Origin of the sequence: Bradyrhizobium sp. (assembly GCF_019244115.1) — a bacterium.
GTDB lineage: Bacteria > Pseudomonadota > Alphaproteobacteria > Rhizobiales > Xanthobacteraceae > Bradyrhizobium.
The window spans coordinates 1-16,405 of the sequence record NZ_JAFATE010000335.1; the positions used below are offsets into that span (position 1 = coordinate 1).

A 16,405-nucleotide genomic window follows, 5' to 3' on the forward strand; every position below is an offset into this window, starting at 1 on the left:
CGCGTTGTTGATGCCATAGACCGCGACGAAGGAGCCGAAGCGCGGGCCCTTCTCCTGGCCGAGCAGCACCTTGTAGAGCATGTTGAACCAGTCGAGCGACACGCCGGGCCGGCCATCCCTGCCCTTCTTCACGGGATCGAGGAACGGTTCGCGGCGGCCGATCTCGTAGACGGCGTTCTGGATGTCCTCGGCAGAGGCATCCGGCGGCAGGTTCGCCAGCGCATCGCGCAGGTCCTGCAGCGCCGCACGCTCGCTGTCCGTTGGCTCTCGGAACTCTTTCGTCGGCGCCACGAAGTCGCGGTAGTAGTTGATGGCATAGCCGACCATCGCGTCGAGCTTTGGATGGGTCTGCGGCGTCACGCCCGGGCGATAGCGGCCAATGAACCCCCACAGCGTTTCGGCATTTTCGGCATTCGACGATGACACCAGCGTCAGCAGGAGCTGGAACGTCACCGGCATGTCCGCGACCGGCGGACGGCCTGAATGGATGTGCCATACCGGATTGCCGAGCTGATGCTTGCCGTCCTGGCGCGGGAAGCCTTCCAGAAACTGCTGGTAGTCGTCGACGTTGCGCGGGATCACGTCGAAGTACAACCGCTTGGCCGTCTTTGGCTCGCGATACATGAACAGCGACAGCGATTCCGGCGAGGCGTAGCGCAGCCATTCGTCGATGGTCAGCCCGTTGCCCTTCGACTTGGAAATCTTCTGGCCCTTCTCATCAAGGAAGAGCTCGTAGTTGAAACCTTCGGGCGGCGTGCCGCCGAGCGCCGCGCAGATCTTTCCCGAGAGCTTCACCGAATCAATCAGGTCCTTGCCGGCCATTTCATAGTCGACCGAGAGCGCATACCAGCGCATCGCCCAGTCGGGCTTCCATTGCAGCTTGCAGTGGCCGCCGGTGACCGGCAGCGTGACGCGCTCCCCGGTTTCCGGATCGTCGAAGGAGATGGTGCCCGCCTTCGCATCGTGCGCGACGATCGGCACGTAGAGCACGACGCCGGTGCGCGGACAGACCGGCAAGAACGGCGAATAGCTCGCGGCGCGCTCTTCGCGCAGGGAGGGCAGCATGATCGCCATCACCTTGTCCAGCCGCTCCAGCATGCGGAGCAGCGCGGCATCGAAGCGCCCCGACTTGTAATAGTCGGTCGAGCTCGCGAACTCGTACTCGAAGCCGAACTGGTCGAGGAAGGCGCGCAGCCGCGCGTTGTTGTGCGCGCCGAAGCTCGCATGCGTGCCGAAGGGATCGGGCACGCTGGTCAGGGGCTTGCCGAGATTGGCTTCGAGGAGCTCCTTGTTCGGGACATTGTCCGGCACCTTGCGCAGGCCGTCCATGTCGTCGGAGAAGGCGAGCAGGCGGGTCTTGACCTTGTCCTCGGTCAGCACGCGAAAGGCGTGACGCACCATGGTGGTGCGCGCGACCTCGCCAAAAGTGCCGATATGCGGCAGTCCCGACGGGCCGTAACCGGTCTCGAACAGCACCTCGTCCTTCGGCTGCTTTTTCAGCCGCGCAACGATCGCCTTCGCCTGCTCGAACGGCCAGGCATTGGATTGTTCGGCAAGGGCGCGCAGGTCGCTCGGGCTCATGGTTGCAGCAAGATCGATCGTGGACATTTCAAATATCGGACTTCCAAAGGACCGCGGAAACTAGCGGAGAATGGTAGGGTGGGCAAAGGCGCGTTTGCGCCGTGCCCACCGTTACGACCCCGGTGCGCACGCTTCGCTTTGCCCACCCTACGGCGTTTCGTCAAATCGGCTAGAACGGGCTGACCGAGAAATAGCGCAGCCAGAGGTCGGTGTAGCGGCCCTTTTCCCAGACCCGGAACAACGCCCAGTTGAGCGCCTGACGCAGCAGATCATTGCCCTTGCGGACCGCGATCCCGATCCCCTCGCCGAAATAGCGGCTTTCGACGAACGGCCCGCCGGAGAAAGCGCAGCAATCGCCGGAATCCGTGCCGTTGATCCAGAATGCGAGCGAAATGCCGTCGCCAAAAATGAAATCGACCTCGCCGCGGCGCAGCGCCATGCGCAGCGCCTCGTCATTCGGATAGGAATGCAGCTCGGCGTCGGTGAACATCGCCTTGAGGTAAGCCTCATGGGCGGAGCCCGCGACGGCGCCGACCTTTTTGCCCTCGAGATATTCGGGCCGGACTTCCGGCAGCACGGAATCGCGGCGCGATACGAAGCGGGCAGGCGCCCGGTAATAGGGGTCGGAAAAATCGACCTTGGCGCGCATTTGCGGCGTCACGGCGACCGAGGCGATGATGGCATCGCCGCGATTGCTGGCGAGCGCATCGAGCAGCGTCTCGAACCTGCGCATCTGCACCGTGCAGGTAATCTTGATCTCGTCGCAGATCGCACGCGCCAGATCGACATTGAACCCGGCCGGGTTGCCGTCGGCGCCGGTAAAATTGAACGGCGGATAGTCCGTCTCGGTCAGGAACCGAATCACATTGATGCGCGACAGGTCCGGCCGCTCGGGGCGCCGCCGCGGGTCCCAGAAACCGGGCACCGCCTGGGGCGCTGCCTCCACCTTGGGCCTTGGCAGCGTCTGCGCTCCAACCTCCCCGCCCCACATCGCAAGCGGCAGGAGGGCGCAGGCTGCCAGCCATCCGCCGCGGAACCGACGAGACGGCGGGGCAAAGACACGGAAGACAGCGGACCGCGCGGACATTTGGCCTCAAAATTCCTGAAGCGGAATCGGACGGTCTTATAGACCATCAGAGCGGCTCGTGCACCGATTCCAAGGCGCGGCGGAGTCGGCCGTCAAAGGTATTTCTTGAGGTCGGCGGCGGCCTCATCGGGTGTCCGCTTCAGGTTGAAGGGCGCGACAAACTTGCCGTCACGGTCCATCAGATAGACGAGCGCGGTATGATCCATCGTGTAGTCCCCATCCTTCAGCGGAACCTTCTTGGCATAGACCCGGTATTCGCTAAGGACCTTGGCCACCGCCTCCGGATCACCGGTGAGCCCCTTGAGGTGCGGATCGAAGCTCGACAGATAGTCTTTCATGGCGGCTTCGGTATCGCGCTCCGGATCTACCGAGATGAAATAGGCGTTCACGCGGTCGGCGTCGCTGCCCATCGCGTGCAGTACCTCGGACATCTCGAACAGCGACGTCGGGCACACATCCGGGCAATGGGTGAAGCCGAAAAAGATCAACGTCGGACGGCCTTCCAGGGCCTTCTCGGTCACGGTCTGGCCGCTCTGGTCGGTGAGCTGGAACGGCCCGCCGATCGCCGCCGGCGTCGCCACGCTCCGCACCCCGCCAAAGACCGACAGCATCGCGATCAGCCCAACCAGGAGGCTTGCCCCAAAGGCAGCGACAATGACCAGCGGACGGGCGGCGGACTTGATCATTCCCAAAATCTCCCAAGGTCTCAAAGGCAGGCCGCGATGCCGGCCGAGATCGTCTCGAAAAACACCGCGGTCCCGTAATGGACCCATAGCGCGAATGTTCCGACGACGACCGCCGCCCCGATCAGGCCGCAAACGACAGCGAGCGCACGCACCGTCCCGCGCACCGACGGAGTGCCGGCACCGAGCGGATGCGAGCTGGAGAGCGGTTGGCCCATCGCGAACCTTTCATGGCGCGCGTTCCGGCCAAAAAAGTGGCCGTGATGGCTGAAAAAGCGCGCCGATCCGTCTCATGACATAGGATCGGCGGCGTACCAGGGCAAGCTTGATCGCGATCGGCGCAATCACGTCCTCCGGAGTGCGCCTTCTGTTGGGGACGTTCTGTGATCAGCGGGAGGACGCGTTCGCGGCGGGCGCCGGGCCAGAACCGGTGGTGGTGTGTGCTGCCGGGGTCGACAACTTGCTGGCGGACGCCTGGGCGTCGAGGAAACAGGGCTTATACATGGTCTGCAACTGCCTGCCGCGCAGGAAAATCATATGCGGCGTCAACCCCCCACGCTGCGAGATCCAGCGCTTCACCGGCGCCGGATACATCGAATAGAGCATCTGGGTCGCTTCGGGATTGGTGATGGCCCGCCCATCGGCGCCGAAATCCCAGGCGGCGTGAAAGCCCAGATTGGCGTGCGCGGTGACGCAGATCCGGTCATGGGGGATAGCGCCGAGGACGATGGTGCAGGCCGAGGCGCACAGCCCATCGATGATCACCGTTTCTCCGGAGTTGCGCAGGTCCTGATACCTGTCGACGTAAGTCCCGATCCGGCCCCCGCGATCGTCAGAGATCCGCACCACCGCCTGACTTGCCCCCATCCCCGCCAGCAACAGAACGGCTGCGAGCAACCCCGTCACCAATTTCATGTCCAACCTCAGTTCAACCGCCTCGACCCAACCCCGGTGGTCCGCACCCGCAACGCCCCACCCTTGACGATTGCGAATTTCAAAACCGGATCGCGGTGCTAGCGTGTTGCGAGATCGCATTTTTGTCTAGGCAGGGCGAGCCGGGAAGGCCAAATTCAAATCGAGTGTTGCAGGGGCGCTGCACCAATCTCAGCTCGCGATCCCAAACTGAAACAGATCCGCGCCGAAGCGGCATCCGATACGAATCACGACGGCGGGCGAAACTGAAATGACTCGTGATCGCGCGCGAAACCCGGAAGGCCGCGGAACCCATGCGCGGCAGACATGGTCCGGCACGCAACCGTGGGGCGAGAGACCGAAGATGACGGACTCGCGCACTCGATTGCAGGTGATCGCCTTGCTGGCGGCGATTGCTTGCGCCTGCCCAGTACGCGCGGAGACGATCAGCGTTGGTGGCGTGACACGCAGCTTTACCGTCGCGCTTCCGGCAGTCCGGCCAGCGCCGCTCGTCATCGTCCTGCATGGCGCGGCCCAGAGCGAAACCGACATGATGACTCGCACCATGGCGCCGAGTCTGGGATTTTCTTCAAGCGGCTTCCCAAAGCACGCAGTTGTGCATGGCGGCCGCGCCGGGTAGTTAACGGCCGCCATTTCACTGGAGAACCCCATGAGCATTCAGCGTTTTGAGACCGGCCCCCGCATGAGCCAGGTCGTCGTCCATGGCAATACCGTCTATCTGGCGGGCGTTGTCGCGAGCAACGCCAAGGGCGAAAGCGTGACCAAGCAGACCCAGGACATCCTTTCCATCATCGATGGCCATCTGGCCACGGCCGGTACCGACAAGTCGAAGCTGCTGTCGGCGACCATCTACATCACCGACATGGCGACGTTTGCCGAGATGAATGCGGTGTGGGACGGCTGGGTCTCGCCCGGCAACACCCCTGCCCGCGCCACCGTCGAGGCGAGGCTCGCAGCGCCGGTGTACAATGTCGAGATCATGGTGATCGCGGCGAAGTAGGGGATTCCCTATCAAGTCCGTGCGGGACATATCTGCAACCCCAAGCAGGTACGGCTGCCCGTCCGGCAGCCGTACAAACGCCCGTCCCAGACTTTTATGCTGAGAGCCGGGAACCTCGGGGTGTCTGACGCATCCAATGCTCAAAGCTGATATTCTCCTGACGAAAGCGAGGCCGCCATGCACCAGGCACGAGCGCCCCGAACCGACCACCCGGGTCAAGACGACGCCGAACTGATCCGCCGCACGCTCGAGCGCGACGAGGCGGCCGTGCGGACCATCATGACCGCGAACAATCGCAGGCTGTACCGGCTCGCCCGCGGCATCCTGCGCGATGACGCGGAGGCCGAGGACGTGGTCCAGGACACCTATGTCCGCGCGTTCACCCATCTTGCGGAATTTCGCGGCGGCTCCAGCCTGTCGACATGGCTCTCGCGGATCGCCATCAACGAGGCGCTCGGCCGCTTGCGGCGGGAGCGGCCCAGAAGCGAAGTGAGGCTGCAGCCGAACGGCGGCATCGACGCGGAGATCATCCCGTTTCCCCTTGCCACGACCGACGATCCGGAAAAATCCATGGCTCAACGCGAAATCCGAGAGGTCGTTGAACGCGCGATCGACGAATTGCCGGACGCTTTCCGCCTGGTCTTCATCGCCCGCGTGATCGAAGGACTGAACGTCGAGGAGACCGCGGACCTGCTGGATCTGAGAACCGAGACCGTGAAAACTCGCCTGCACCGCGCGCGCGCCATGTTGCGCGACAATGTCGAGCGCAAGATCGGCCCGGTGGTACTGGAAGCATTCCCCTTTGCGGGACAACGTTGCGCGCGCCTCACCAATGCCGTGCTGCAGCGACTTGGCTTCGCATAAGTCACGTCGCAAATATTGCCGGAACCTCCTCCCGCTTTTGCCATCCAACGCCTGTGTACCCGAGACGCGCCGGTCTGGCCCGCGCGGCATCACAGGAGGATCACCATGTTCGTTCGACTGAGCGCAGTGCTGGTTGCCATCGCACTCTCGACCGGCCCGGCCGGCGCGGAAGGCGCCAAGCTGACCGATCCGCAGATCGCACATATCGCCTATACCGCGGGCGTGCTCGACGTCGCGGCCGCCAAGCAGGCGCTGCTCAAATCCAACAGCAAGGAGGTGAAGCAGTTCGCGGAGGACATGGTGCGCGACCATGAGGCCGTGAACAAGCAGGCGCTCGACCTCGTGAAAAAGCTCAACGTCACGCCGCAGGACAACGATACCAGCAAGGCGCTGTCGAAACAGGCCGCTGACAAATACGAGCAGCTCGCCAAGCTGAGCGGCGCGGCCTACGACAAGGGCTATATCGAGAACGAGATCGCATACCACAAGCAGGTCAACGGCGCGCTCGAGACCCAGCTGATCCCGTCGGCGAGCAATGCGGAGCTGAAGGGCCTGCTGCAGACCGGCCTGAAAATCTTCCAGGGTCATGAGCAGCATGCCGAGCATGTCGCGGCCGACCTGAAGTAGGGGCTTACGATGCTGGTCGCTCGCACGCTTCCGATCATGACGGCGATGGCGCTGCTCGCAATGACCGCGCCTTCGCCGGCGGCGACCATCACGATCGTCATGCAAAACCTGGTGATCACGCCGGCCGAGGTCTCGGCCAAGGTCGGCGACACCATCGAGTGGGTCAACAAGGACGTCGTCGCCCACACCGCAACCGCACAGCAGGGCGGCGAGTTCGACGTCATGCTGCCGGCGAACAAGGGCGGGAGCCTGGTCGTGAACACGGCCGGCACGTTCCCTTACTTCTGCCGCTTCCATCCCAACATGAAGGCGACGCTGACGGTCGTCCCGTAACCGGCGCGCCGTCTTGCTCAGAACAGACGGACGACGACGAGGCTGATCGCGATCAGGAACGTCAGCGAGAGCGTGACGGCAGTGGTCACGCGTGCGCCGATTCGCGCCAGAAGCCGCAGGTCGACATTGAGCCCGAGCGCGGCCATCGACAGGATGGTCAGGAAGGCGGCCACGGCCGCAATCGGCTGGGTGGCACCTTGTGGAATCATCCCCGCCGACCGCAATCCCGCGAGCATCAGGAACGCCGGCACGAACCACGGCACCCAGATGAGCGACGACAGCGCCGAGCGGCCCGCGGTCGCCCCCGCCTTCATCGCCTGGTTGCGGAATACGAGCGACAAGGCCACCACGACAGGGCCGAGCAGCAGCACACGGGCGAGTTTCACGAAAGTGCCCATCTGCGTCGCAATCAACCCGACCGGCAGCGTCGCGGCGAGCACCTGCGGCACCGCATAGACCGTGAGCCCCGCCAAAACGCCGTATTGTGTCGCTGTGAGGCCGGCGAACGTCACCAGCAGCGGCAGGCCGATCACCGTGAGCACGCCCAGGACAGCGGTGAACGAGATCGCGGCGCCGACATCGGCGCTGCCGGCCCCGATCACCGGCGCGACCGCCGCGATCGCCGAATTGCCGCAGATCGAGTTGCCGCAGGCGACCAGGATCGCAAGCCGGTTCGACAGCCCGAGCATGCGGCTTACGCCAAAACTCACGCCGAGCGAGGCCACGACCACCGCGACGATGACGGCGAGCAGCGCGACGCCGGATCGCGTCACCAGCGACAGATCGAGCGAAGCGCCGAGCAGCGTCACCGCGACTTCGAGCAGCTGTTTGGCGCCGAAGGCGATGCCGGCCTGAAAACGCCGCTCCGGCGTCCACGCCGCACGCAGCACGGCACCGAACAGGATCGCGAGCACCAGCGCCTCGACGTACGGGTGCCCAAAGCTTCGCAGTTCGAGCGCCTGGGCGGCGAGCGCAAGCGCGGTGATGCCTGCGCACAGCAGAATGCCCGGGCCGCGCACCAAAACGCCCTCGATCAGCCGCGTGGGCAGCGGGCGAACGGAGCTGGGCTGGCCGGACAAGCGATCTCTCCTCAGGCGACGGAGAATATCTTTGCTCTTTCGGCGCCCTCGCGGCTAATATCTTTTTCCCGCAGCCCAATAGAAAAAAGTTATGCCCCTGAACCTGCATCTGCTGCGGCTGTTCGCGACCGTCGCGAAGGCCGGCAGCTTCTCCAAGGCGGCCGATATCTTGCTGCTCAGCCAACCCTCGATCTCGAAGGGCGTGCGGGATTTCGAGCTGCAGCTCGGCTGTCGGCTGCTCGACCGCACCCCCCGGGGTGTGACGCCGACGCGCGAAGGGCTCGCCCTGCTGCAGCATGCGGATACCCTGTTCGCGGCCGAGCGCGCCGCGGAAGACGAGCTGCGCGCGCTGCGGAGCCTCGACAGCGGCTCCTTGCGGATCGGCGCATCGACAACGATTGCGACCTATTTCATCCCGGACTATCTCGGCACGTTTCACGGCCGCCATCCCGGCATCGAGTTGCAGCTCGCCAGCGCCAACACCCGCGACATTGCGCAGATGATGCTCGCCCATGAGATCGAGGTCGGCCTGGTCGAAGGCCCGGTCGAGGACGAGGGACTCTTGGCCGAGCCGTGGCGGAGCGACGAGATGGTGCTGATCGCCGGACCGCGGCATCCCTTCGCGGCGGATCGCACAGCGATCGAGCCCAGCCGCATCGCAGACGAGATCTTCATCATGCGCGAGCCGGGCTCGGGATCGCGTGAGGTCGTCGCGAAGGCGTTGGCGCGGCTCAGAATCGATCCGGCCCGCACGCTCGAGATCGGCAGCACGGAGGCAATCAAGCAGATGGTCGCGGCCGGGCTTGGCGTTGCGATCGTGTCCGCCGCCGCGGCCAAGGACCAGGTCGCGCTCGGCCGGCTGAAGATAATCGAGATGCGCAACCTTTCGATCGTGCGCACGCTGTGGAGGCTGAAGGCGCCGGGACGAGTCGAGGTGCCCGCCGCAACCGCCTTCGAGCGGCTGATCGCGGCGCCCGCCGCCGCGAATGGCCCACGCCGCGCCCGGGTCTAGATCTAACCGACCAGACCGCGCACCACGAGCAGCAGGATCGCAAGCGCGATCAAAAGCGCGGCGCCCTTCAGCCCCAGTGCGGAGTTCGATGACGGCAGCGTCGCCACCAGATGCGATTCGCCGAACGGATCGGGTAGCTCGTCTTGCGCCACAAAAACTCTCGTCGGGTTGTTTCGCCCCGGAAAAATGTGCGGCACAGCGCCGCAAGACGCAATGGGCGGTTCTTGCGTTCTCGCGGGCCCGCCTGGGAGTTTCTTGTCGCGCGCGCCCGGAAGAGGAGAAGATTTGGCTTTTCCGGCGATGCGACGGCACATCTTCGCGCCGCGCGGCATCGCAAAGTGATGAGGACGCGCGCCGCCTGATTTTGTGATTCAAAGTCAAATAGCATGTCATCGCCCGGCTTGACCGGGCGATCCAGTATTCCGGAGACGCCAGTGCTTGAGCCGATAGGCCGCGGCGTACTGGATCACCCGCTTGCGCGGGTGATGACGGCCGAGGGTGTGACGAGCTTTTTTCAAGACAAATCTCAGCGTTCCCGCGGTGCGACTGGCGTCCGGGTCTTGCTCGATTTCACCCTCCGAATTGAAGAGGGCGCAGGGAAGGCCGGGCGCTGGCCGCGCCCGTGGCCCGCCAGCAACAAAAAAAGCTGGCGGCAGTCACCACAGGTTTGGCCGAGGCGACCCGGCCCTCCCTGCGCAATGGCTTTACGACTTATACGTGATCTCCCCGGGGCCCGGGCTCTCTTGCCCCCGTCATCGGCGAAATCATCTCTCGCCGACTTGACACCAGCGTCGGGGTGTCAGGACCACACGATTTCGTCGTCCGCATCAGCGCCGTTCGTCCGCGCGAGAGCATCGCGCGCGTCGCCAAAGCGTCCATCGCATCCCGCTTCGCGTGTCGTGACGATCGCGATACGCCCCTCGTGACGAGGCGGAACGAGCGAACCATACTTCTGATTTGCGGAAACGGCAAGACGGAATATTTTTTGCCGAAGGGCTGGACAAGGTTCTTGTCAGACTGCCCGACGGGCAAATCGGTTGCATGACGATACCATTGCCTCGACTGTGTACGAACGAGGCGACAGCGTTGCTATCGACAACGAACAGTCTGATTTGCCGGCGCGCTGCCGGGTTGTCCTGCCAGCAGAGCGGCAGGCCCGCGCCCTGATCAGGTGCTGATGAGCTAATGCAGGATCAGATGCAGGATAGGTAAAGCGAAGCGAAACGCGCGAGACGACGCCGGGAGAGATGATGTGGATTCCTGAGATTGTGACGCCACCATCCCGCTCCCTCCCCCGCAAGCGGGGAGGGAGCGCACCTCTGTCGCGGCTCCCGCGCCAGGCCCCATGACGTCCGACGTAATCGATTTGATCGCGTGGATCTCCAATAGTCGGGTCAGCCGATTGAACGACGGCTTGATCAAGGAGAAACCATCATGACCGACGCTACGAAAATTGCCCGCCGCTACATCGAGCTGTGGAATGAGCGCACGCCGAGCCGCCGGCGCGAGATGCTGAGCCAGGACTGGACCGCCGATGCGCGCTATGTCGATCCGTTGATGGCGGGCGATGGCGCCGACGCCGTCGACGCACTGATATCCGGCGTGCAGCAGCGCTTTCCGGATTTCAAATTCAAGCTGATCGGCGAGCCGAACGGTTTTGGCGATCATGTGCGTTTTTCCTGGGGACTTGGTCCTGACGGCGCCGACAGCCCGATCAAGGGCACGGATTTCGCCGTGCTGAAGGACGGGCGCATCCAGAGCATTACCGGTTTTCTGGATCAGGTGCCGCCGGGCGCATGATCCTTCGCGGGGCTGAAAAAAACATGGCCCCTGCAGGGGCCATGTTTCGTGTCGGTCCTCGTGGTGCGTCAGTCATAGTCCCGATGATGACGCCGGATGATCACCTCGCGGTCGCCATCATGATGGTACCAGCCCCGATGCCAGCCGCGATCATGTTCGTAGAACTCCGCACGCGGTCCGCGATAGTCCCTCTCATGGTAATAGTCGCGGTCGCCGCCGACATGAATACCGAACTCGGTGGCGCTTGCGATGGTCGGCGCTCCCACTGCGACAGCCGCCAGCGCGGCCAGCACGTAAGACAGCTTCCTCATGGTCTTTCTCCTCTCGGTTGTCAGGAGAAAAACAAATGTCGATCTGCTCTGTTGCAGGAACCGGCAAGAAACTTTCTTGAATGGATGTTCACCATCATTGCCTTGTTGATCCGCGGTGACGCCTGAGCAAGGTGAATCCAGGCTCGCTGTTGCGATACGGACGGTGCGCCCCTTTCCCGGTTCTTACGGAGAGTGTCGAAGGCAGCGACCTCGCGGCGAATCCCCCTCAGTCGGATCGCATCTTGCGATGCGATCCGACCTCTCGCGGCAAGCGGGGAGTGGTGAACCGCACGCAACGTCACCGTCCGAGCTCTCGCAGGCGCGCGTTCGCTTCCGTCATTCCGGCATCGGCCGCCTGCTGGTAGAGCGAAAGCGCGCGCGGGCGATCGCCGGGAATGCCGATGGCGTGCCAGCGCGCCAGCATCTTCGGATTATACGTATCGGCAAGCGCCAGATAGGTCGCCGGGTCGCGCGAGCGTGCGGCGAGTTCGAGCAGGGCCCGGGCGCTGCCGATCTGTCCTTCGCGTATGAGCGCCGCCGCGCGCGCCAGCATCCGGCCGACCTCGCCCGCCGACATCGCCGGCACGTCTGGCTCGGGCGGTTTCGGCGGTTCGGCGACCGCGGTCGCCACCACCGCCTGTGGCGTCGACGCCGCGGCAGGCTCGGCGGCCAGCCTCGACGGGTCCTCGACCAGCTTCTGCCGAGCCGGAGCGAACTCCGGCGCGGCGGGCTGGGCTCGTTGCTCCTCGCGAACAGACCCCAGTGGCAACGCGCGCGACTGCGCGACCACCGTCTGCTCGACGCTGCGCCTTGCTTGCAGCACCGAATGCGCGAGCGGCCATAGGATTGCGATCCCCGCGACCAGCGACGCAATCAAGCCGACTGACATGATGACCCAATTGGGGCCGCTGTTTCGCGACGACAGCTCCTGCAGCTCGGATATCTCCGGTGGCCTCTCGCGTATCCAGGAGGGGAAATCGAATTCATCGTCCAGGTGCTGCAAGTCATTCAGCAGACGCATGTCGTCGGAGCGATCGCGCGCAATCGGCGTCGTAAGCGGGCTGTCCGGCGCCATGATCAGCGCCCCTCGCTTTTCTGGAACTCCTCGAACAGGTGGACGATGTCGTCTGCGGAGAGACGGGTTCCGCCGTTCCTCTGCCGGAGGAAGGCCTTGAAGCGGGCCTGTTCATCGGTGGAGGCCACTTCGGGCGTAGCCAAACCCATCGCCTGCTGGGCGGCCTGGGGCGCCATCCGGTCGAGCCAATCCTGCGCCGGCTTGAACCGCGTCCAGCCGGGCACCGTCGCCGCCAGATTGACCTCGCGCCATTTCGGATGGCGCGGCGGCTTCAGGAACTCGGAAAATTTGGCAAAGAACGCCTCGACGAAATGCGCAACCCGCAGGTAGCGCTCGTTACCAGGGCGCAGATTGTAGACCGCGAGCAGCGTCGGCGCCGCGATGGTGTCGAGCGTTTCGTCCTTGCCCAGCAAATTCGGGTAGTCCTTGCCCGACAGCGTCGCCGGCAGATAATAATCGGCGAGCTTCTCCTCGAAACGAACGGGAACGAGATGATATCTGTTGTCGGCGTTCTTGAAATTGGCGATCCCGACTACCGGATTGCCGCCGAAGAAGATGCTGGCATCGATCTCGCCGGCGCGCAGTTTTTCATAGGCGACCGACTGCTCGTAGGCTGTGGTTTCGACGTGGATCCCGAGGCGCTCGAAAATCAGTTCGGACGAGAAGTGCGTTCCCGAACCGAGCACGTCGAAATTCACCTTCTTGCCGGCAAGTTGCCGGATGTCCGTGATCTCGCGCGGCGCGATCACGTGCATCTCGTCGTCGACCAGCCGTGCGATGTACTGGACCTTGGTCTTGACATCGCCGTACTTGCCCGCGCGCCGGATCGCCTCGACCGAGTCGGTCCGCACCAGCCCCATGTCGACGCCCCGGAGGAACATGATGTCGGTGACGTTCTGCACCGCGCCCGCGCTCAGGATCGGCAGCACCCGCAGGTTCTCGCCGTCATCGAGCACCGAGGCGATATCGGCCGCATAACGCAGATAGGTGCCGGTGATGTTGCCGGAGACGATCGAGACCGTGTTGGCGTTGATCCTCCTGCGGGCCGCCTCGACGGGGTCTTCGCGCATCGGCTTTGCAACCGGAAAACCAGGCGGAGCCTGGCCGGCCGCCTCGGTTGCGATCAGAGAGGCCAGTGCCGCAACGACCGTGGCGCATAAAAACGCGCAAGCCACTCCTGCGATGCGTGCGCGATAACTCATAGCCAACACTCGCCTTGGAGCGAAAACGCGGGCCGCTGCTTACACGCTGACAAAAAAAAGGATAACAGGACTTCAGTCGGTGCTCTCTATGGCGCCAATAAGGCGCATGACAATGTCTCCAGTCTGATCGGCGCTGAAACGCCGCGCTGCCGCAGAAAGTGCCAGGGTTCCACAGCGCGTTGTTCGGCCGGCCTCCTAGAGCTCGGGAATCCAGTGCATCGTCATGACCGGGCTTGTTCCGGCCATCCACGTCTTGGCAGCGAAGAAGAAAGGCGTGGATGCCCGGGACAAGCCCGGGCATCACGAGCCAGCGGGAGCGACGCGCTGCACAAATGGCACCGGACCTGCGGGACGACCGGCCGTGCATGCGATTGTCCTGCCGTACCAAGAGGTCAAGCTCAATTTGCGCCCGCGCGAGCTCAAGGCGACCGGCCCTGCTCCATCGCAAGTTCGGCCTGAAGGCTGGCGAGGTCACGGTAGATCGAGCTGACCGCCAGCACGCGCCCCTTCAACTTGTAGCGCAGCAGGCAGTCGCGGCCCTTGATGTCGCCATCGACCGCGATCTCGTCGAACTCGTCGGCGTGGCCGACATAGTTGATCGGCACGTCGTAATGCTGGCTCCAGAAGAACGGCACGGCGTCGAAGGCTTCGCCATAGCCCAGCATGTTGCGCGCGGCGGCCTGGCCCTGTCGCTCGGCGACCACCCAATGTTCGACGCGGATGTTCTGGCCCGAATGCGGATCGGGCCAGCGCGCGATGTCGCCCGCCGCAAAAATGCCAGGCACGCTCGTCTCCAGATCGGGATTGACCAGGACGCCGCGATCGAGCGCAAGGCCGGATCGCTCGGCGAGCGCCAGCCGCGGCCGCACGCCGACGCCGACCACGACGAGATCGGCTTCGAGCGTGCCGCCGCTCTTCAGCATGGCGCGCTTGCCGTCGATCGCGACGACGGTGTCGGCAAGATGGAAGATGACGCCGTGCTCCTCGTGCAGGCTGCGCACGAAGTCGCCCATCTCGGGGCCGAGAACGCGCTCCATCGGCCGCTGCTCCGGCGCGACCACATGGACCTCGATCTCGCGCGCCCGCAGCGAAGCTGCGACCTCGAGCCCGATGAAGCTCGCGCCGATCACGACCGCGCGCCGCGCAGCCTTGGCTGCCGCGATGATGGCGGCGCTGTCGGCGAGGGTTCGCAGCGTATGAACATGCGGCTGGTCGGCGCCCGGTATCTGCAGCCGTACCGGCTCGGCGCCGGTCGCAAGCAGCAGGCGGTCGTAGGGCAAGCTCGCGCCATCGCCGAGAACGATTTGGCGCGCCTTGCCGTCGATGGCGGTGACGGGCGTGCTCAGCCGCAGATCGATCTTCTCGTCGGCGTAAAAGCTGTCCGGGCGCAGCGGCACCCAGTCCTCCGGCGCGGAGCCTGCGAGATAATCCTTGGACAGATTGGGACGATCGACCGGGGCGGCGGCATCATCGCTGACGAGCGCGAGCTCGCCACCAAAACCTTCGCGCCGGAGCATCTCCGCCGCCGCAAAACCCGCCGCGCCGCCGCCGACAATGACGATGCGCCGCGGCGCGCCCGGTGGCGGCCGCCGCGCCGGTTGCGTGTGATCCTGCCTCGTGCGGACCGACAGCGTGTCGCCCTGCCGCTCGACCTTCCAGATCGCGAGCGCGGAGAGCGCGGGGGCGCGCATCGCCTCACCGCTGCGCAGCGAAAAGCAGGCGTGATGCCAGGGGCAGCGGATGGTGTCGCCGACAACGAGACCATCTGCGAGCGGCCCGTGATAATGACTGCAATGCGCATCGATCGCAAAGACCTCATCCTTGATGCGCACCAGCAGGACGTCCTGATCGCCGACATGGCCGAGCAGCATGTCGTTCTTGAAGTCGCTCAGCGCGACGCCTGAAGCGAGGTCGGGGCCAGCGGGCTCTTTCTGTTGGTCGGCCATTTGAGGTCCTCCTCGGCAGCCCGTCAGCTGCAAGCAGGTCGAAACTCATTCGCCAGATCAAAGCGCGGCAACGGGATCGGTTCCCTCGACCGCCGGCGCTCGACGTCCGATCCTGACTTCTACCGGTTGCGAACCGCCGCGGATGGTTGGAGCGGGCGAAGGGAATCGAACCCTCGTATGCAGCTTGGGAAGCTGCCGTTCTACCATTGAACTACGCCCGCGAGCGGTTCGCTCGATCCGATTCTTTAGCTTAGACTGCGCCATCCGCCAAGCGGCTAAATCGGATCGCAACTCCCCGCAGAGCATTCCGGGCTCGCGGCTTTCGACGGGTCCGGCATCACGACGCCCTGTGCAGGGCTTAACCGTTCTTCAAGATTCCGGATGCGCGCGATTGTGACACTGCTATGGTGAGTGCGGGGTCTGAGGGTTTTGAGTCATGGCGGGGCGTGGGTATGCGGTGTTCGACACCGCGATCGGCCGTTGCGGTATCGTCTGGGGCGACGCCGGCATTTCGGGCGTGCAACTGCCCGAGGCGCGGGAAATCGAAACGCGGCGGCGACTGTTCCGTGTCTTCCCGGATGCACGCGAGCTGCGCCCGCCGGCCCATGTCGCACTGACGATCGAGGGCATCGTGGCCGCCTTGCGCGGCCAAACCTGCGATTTTTCCAACGCCATGCTCGACATGAGCGGCATTTCGAAATTCAACCAGAGCGTCTATGCCTACACCCGCGCCATCCCGCGCGGCGAGACTCGCACCACATCCGAGGTCGCGGCGGCGCTGCGCGCCTCGGGCGCGGTGCATTCGGTGGCCCAGGCGCTTGCGAAAAATCCGTTCATGATCATCGTGCCCTGCCATCGCGTGCTGGACGCCG

The 16,405-nt window shown here is 64.4% G+C and carries 19 protein-coding genes and 1 tRNA gene; 8 read left to right on the forward strand and 12 right to left on the reverse strand.

Annotated features, from left to right (window positions below; genetic code table 11):
• From JOZ76_RS14855 to JOZ76_RS14875, 5 genes are all read right to left on the reverse strand, one after another.
• On the reverse strand, window positions 1-1,608 hold a 1,608-nt coding region (locus tag JOZ76_RS14855), incomplete at its 3' end, for a lysine--tRNA ligase (RefSeq protein WP_291699377.1).
• Window positions 1,609-1,750: 142 nt separating this feature from the next.
• The gene (locus tag JOZ76_RS14860; RefSeq protein WP_291699394.1) at window positions 1,751-2,572 is read right to left on the reverse strand and encodes a transporter substrate-binding domain-containing protein; all 822 of its coding nucleotides are present in this window, start codon (window positions 2,570-2,572) and stop codon (window positions 1,751-1,753) included.
• A 188-nt stretch (window positions 2,573-2,760) separates the two neighbouring features.
• Complete coding sequence (locus JOZ76_RS14865; protein ID WP_291699378.1) at window positions 2,761-3,354, reverse strand: SCO family protein; 594 nt, start codon at window positions 3,352-3,354, stop codon at window positions 2,761-2,763.
• Between the two features lie 20 nt (window positions 3,355-3,374).
• Window positions 3,375-3,569, reverse strand: coding sequence for a hypothetical protein (locus JOZ76_RS14870; protein WP_291699379.1), 195 nt, complete (start codon window positions 3,567-3,569; stop codon window positions 3,375-3,377).
• A gap of 169 nt (window positions 3,570-3,738) precedes the next feature.
• Complete coding sequence (locus JOZ76_RS14875; protein WP_291699380.1) at window positions 3,739-4,266, reverse strand: hypothetical protein; 528 nt, start codon at window positions 4,264-4,266, stop codon at window positions 3,739-3,741.
• A 382-nt stretch (window positions 4,267-4,648) separates the two neighbouring features.
• Between JOZ76_RS14875 and JOZ76_RS14880 the strand changes: the two genes are divergently transcribed.
• From JOZ76_RS14880 to JOZ76_RS14900, 5 genes are all read left to right on the forward strand, one after another.
• Window positions 4,649-4,903, forward strand: a complete 255-nt coding sequence (locus JOZ76_RS14880) for a hypothetical protein (protein WP_291699381.1) — start codon at window positions 4,649-4,651, stop codon at window positions 4,901-4,903.
• A 30-nt stretch (window positions 4,904-4,933) separates the two neighbouring features.
• A complete protein-coding gene (locus tag JOZ76_RS14885; RefSeq protein WP_291699382.1) occupies window positions 4,934-5,284 on the forward strand; it encodes a RidA family protein in 351 nt (116 codons plus the stop codon).
• A gap of 177 nt (window positions 5,285-5,461) precedes the next feature.
• Entirely contained in the window at window positions 5,462-6,148 is a 687-nt protein-coding gene (locus JOZ76_RS14890) for an RNA polymerase sigma factor (protein ID WP_291699383.1), read from the forward strand.
• 105 nt (window positions 6,149-6,253) lie between these two features.
• On the forward strand, window positions 6,254-6,775 hold the full coding sequence (locus JOZ76_RS14895; RefSeq protein ID WP_291699384.1) for a DUF4142 domain-containing protein: 522 nt from the start codon (window positions 6,254-6,256) through the stop codon (window positions 6,773-6,775).
• Window positions 6,776-6,784: 9 nt separating this feature from the next.
• The gene (locus JOZ76_RS14900) at window positions 6,785-7,108 is read left to right on the forward strand and encodes a cupredoxin domain-containing protein (protein ID WP_291699385.1); all 324 of its coding nucleotides are present in this window, start codon (window positions 6,785-6,787) and stop codon (window positions 7,106-7,108) included.
• Between the two features lie 17 nt (window positions 7,109-7,125).
• Here JOZ76_RS14900 and JOZ76_RS14905 read toward each other — a convergent pair whose 3' ends face one another.
• Entirely contained in the window at window positions 7,126-8,187 is a 1,062-nt protein-coding gene (locus JOZ76_RS14905) for a YeiH family protein (protein ID WP_441300035.1), read from the reverse strand.
• A 91-nt stretch (window positions 8,188-8,278) separates the two neighbouring features.
• On the opposite strand from JOZ76_RS14905, the gene JOZ76_RS14910 reads away from it, so the two are divergent.
• A complete protein-coding gene (locus JOZ76_RS14910) occupies window positions 8,279-9,199 on the forward strand; it encodes a LysR substrate-binding domain-containing protein (protein ID WP_291699386.1) in 921 nt (306 codons plus the stop codon).
• A gap of 2 nt (window positions 9,200-9,201) precedes the next feature.
• Here JOZ76_RS14910 and JOZ76_RS14915 read toward each other — a convergent pair whose 3' ends face one another.
• Complete coding sequence (locus JOZ76_RS14915) at window positions 9,202-9,351, reverse strand: hypothetical protein (protein WP_291699387.1); 150 nt, start codon at window positions 9,349-9,351, stop codon at window positions 9,202-9,204.
• Between the two features lie 1,282 nt (window positions 9,352-10,633).
• Between JOZ76_RS14915 and JOZ76_RS14920 the strand changes: the two genes are divergently transcribed.
• Window positions 10,634-10,999, forward strand: a complete 366-nt coding sequence (locus JOZ76_RS14920; protein ID WP_291699388.1) for a nuclear transport factor 2 family protein — start codon at window positions 10,634-10,636, stop codon at window positions 10,997-10,999.
• 68 nt (window positions 11,000-11,067) lie between these two features.
• Here the strand turns inward: JOZ76_RS14920 and JOZ76_RS14925 are convergent, their stop codons facing one another.
• The 5 genes from JOZ76_RS14925 to JOZ76_RS14945 all read right to left on the reverse strand — a co-directional run bounded on the left by JOZ76_RS14925 (window position 11,068) and on the right by JOZ76_RS14945 (window position 15,754).
• Window positions 11,068-11,310 carry a hypothetical protein gene (locus JOZ76_RS14925; RefSeq protein ID WP_291699389.1) on the reverse strand — a complete coding sequence of 81 codons (243 nt, stop codon included), beginning with the start codon at window positions 11,308-11,310 and terminating at the stop codon, window positions 11,068-11,070.
• A 298-nt stretch (window positions 11,311-11,608) separates the two neighbouring features.
• Window positions 11,609-12,385, reverse strand: coding sequence for a hypothetical protein (locus JOZ76_RS14930; protein ID WP_291699390.1), 777 nt, complete (start codon window positions 12,383-12,385; stop codon window positions 11,609-11,611).
• Between the two features lie 2 nt (window positions 12,386-12,387).
• Window positions 12,388-13,587 (reverse strand): TAXI family TRAP transporter solute-binding subunit, encoded by a 1,200-nt coding sequence (locus JOZ76_RS14935; protein WP_291699391.1) that lies wholly within the window; start codon window positions 13,585-13,587, stop codon window positions 12,388-12,390.
• A gap of 419 nt (window positions 13,588-14,006) precedes the next feature.
• Window positions 14,007-15,533 (reverse strand): FAD-dependent oxidoreductase, encoded by a 1,527-nt coding sequence (locus JOZ76_RS14940; protein WP_291699392.1) that lies wholly within the window; start codon window positions 15,531-15,533, stop codon window positions 14,007-14,009.
• 147 nt (window positions 15,534-15,680) lie between these two features.
• Window positions 15,681-15,754 (reverse strand) — tRNA-Gly (locus JOZ76_RS14945).
• Between the two features lie 215 nt (window positions 15,755-15,969).
• Here JOZ76_RS14945 and JOZ76_RS14950 point away from each other — a divergent pair.
• The coding region (locus JOZ76_RS14950) for a methylated-DNA--[protein]-cysteine S-methyltransferase (RefSeq protein WP_291699393.1) at window positions 15,970-16,405 on the forward strand (436 nt) is incomplete at its 3' end.

Bases quoted from the DNA above. Each gene is read 5' to 3' on its own strand.
- JOZ76_RS14930 (WP_291699390.1), bottom strand. From the start codon at position 12,385: ATGGCGCCGGACAGCCCGCTTACGACGCCGATTGCGCGCGATCGCTCC.
- JOZ76_RS14875 (WP_291699380.1), bottom strand. From the start codon at position 4,266: ATGAAATTGGTGACGGGGTTGCTCGCAGCCGTTCTGTTGCTGGCGGGG.
- JOZ76_RS14885 (WP_291699382.1), top strand. From the start codon at position 4,934: ATGAGCATTCAGCGTTTTGAGACCGGCCCCCGCATGAGCCAGGTCGTC.
- JOZ76_RS14870 (WP_291699379.1), bottom strand. From the start codon at position 3,569: ATGGGCCAACCGCTCTCCAGCTCGCATCCGCTCGGTGCCGGCACTCCG.
- JOZ76_RS14920 (WP_291699388.1), top strand. From the start codon at position 10,634: ATGACCGACGCTACGAAAATTGCCCGCCGCTACATCGAGCTGTGGAAT.
- JOZ76_RS14895 (WP_291699384.1), top strand. From the start codon at position 6,254: ATGTTCGTTCGACTGAGCGCAGTGCTGGTTGCCATCGCACTCTCGACC.
- JOZ76_RS14865 (WP_291699378.1), bottom strand. From the start codon at position 3,354: ATGATCAAGTCCGCCGCCCGTCCGCTGGTCATTGTCGCTGCCTTTGGG.
- JOZ76_RS14910 (WP_291699386.1), top strand. From the start codon at position 8,279: ATGCCCCTGAACCTGCATCTGCTGCGGCTGTTCGCGACCGTCGCGAAG.
- JOZ76_RS14900 (WP_291699385.1), top strand. From the start codon at position 6,785: ATGCTGGTCGCTCGCACGCTTCCGATCATGACGGCGATGGCGCTGCTC.
- JOZ76_RS14860 (WP_291699394.1), bottom strand. From the start codon at position 2,572: ATGTGGGGCGGGGAGGTTGGAGCGCAGACGCTGCCAAGGCCCAAGGTG.
- JOZ76_RS14940 (WP_291699392.1), bottom strand. From the start codon at position 15,533: ATGGCCGACCAACAGAAAGAGCCCGCTGGCCCCGACCTCGCTTCAGGC.
- JOZ76_RS14925 (WP_291699389.1), bottom strand. From the start codon at position 11,310: ATGAGGAAGCTGTCTTACGTGCTGGCCGCGCTGGCGGCTGTCGCAGTG.
- JOZ76_RS14935 (WP_291699391.1), bottom strand. From the start codon at position 13,587: ATGAGTTATCGCGCACGCATCGCAGGAGTGGCTTGCGCGTTTTTATGC.
- JOZ76_RS14890 (WP_291699383.1), top strand. From the start codon at position 5,462: ATGCACCAGGCACGAGCGCCCCGAACCGACCACCCGGGTCAAGACGAC.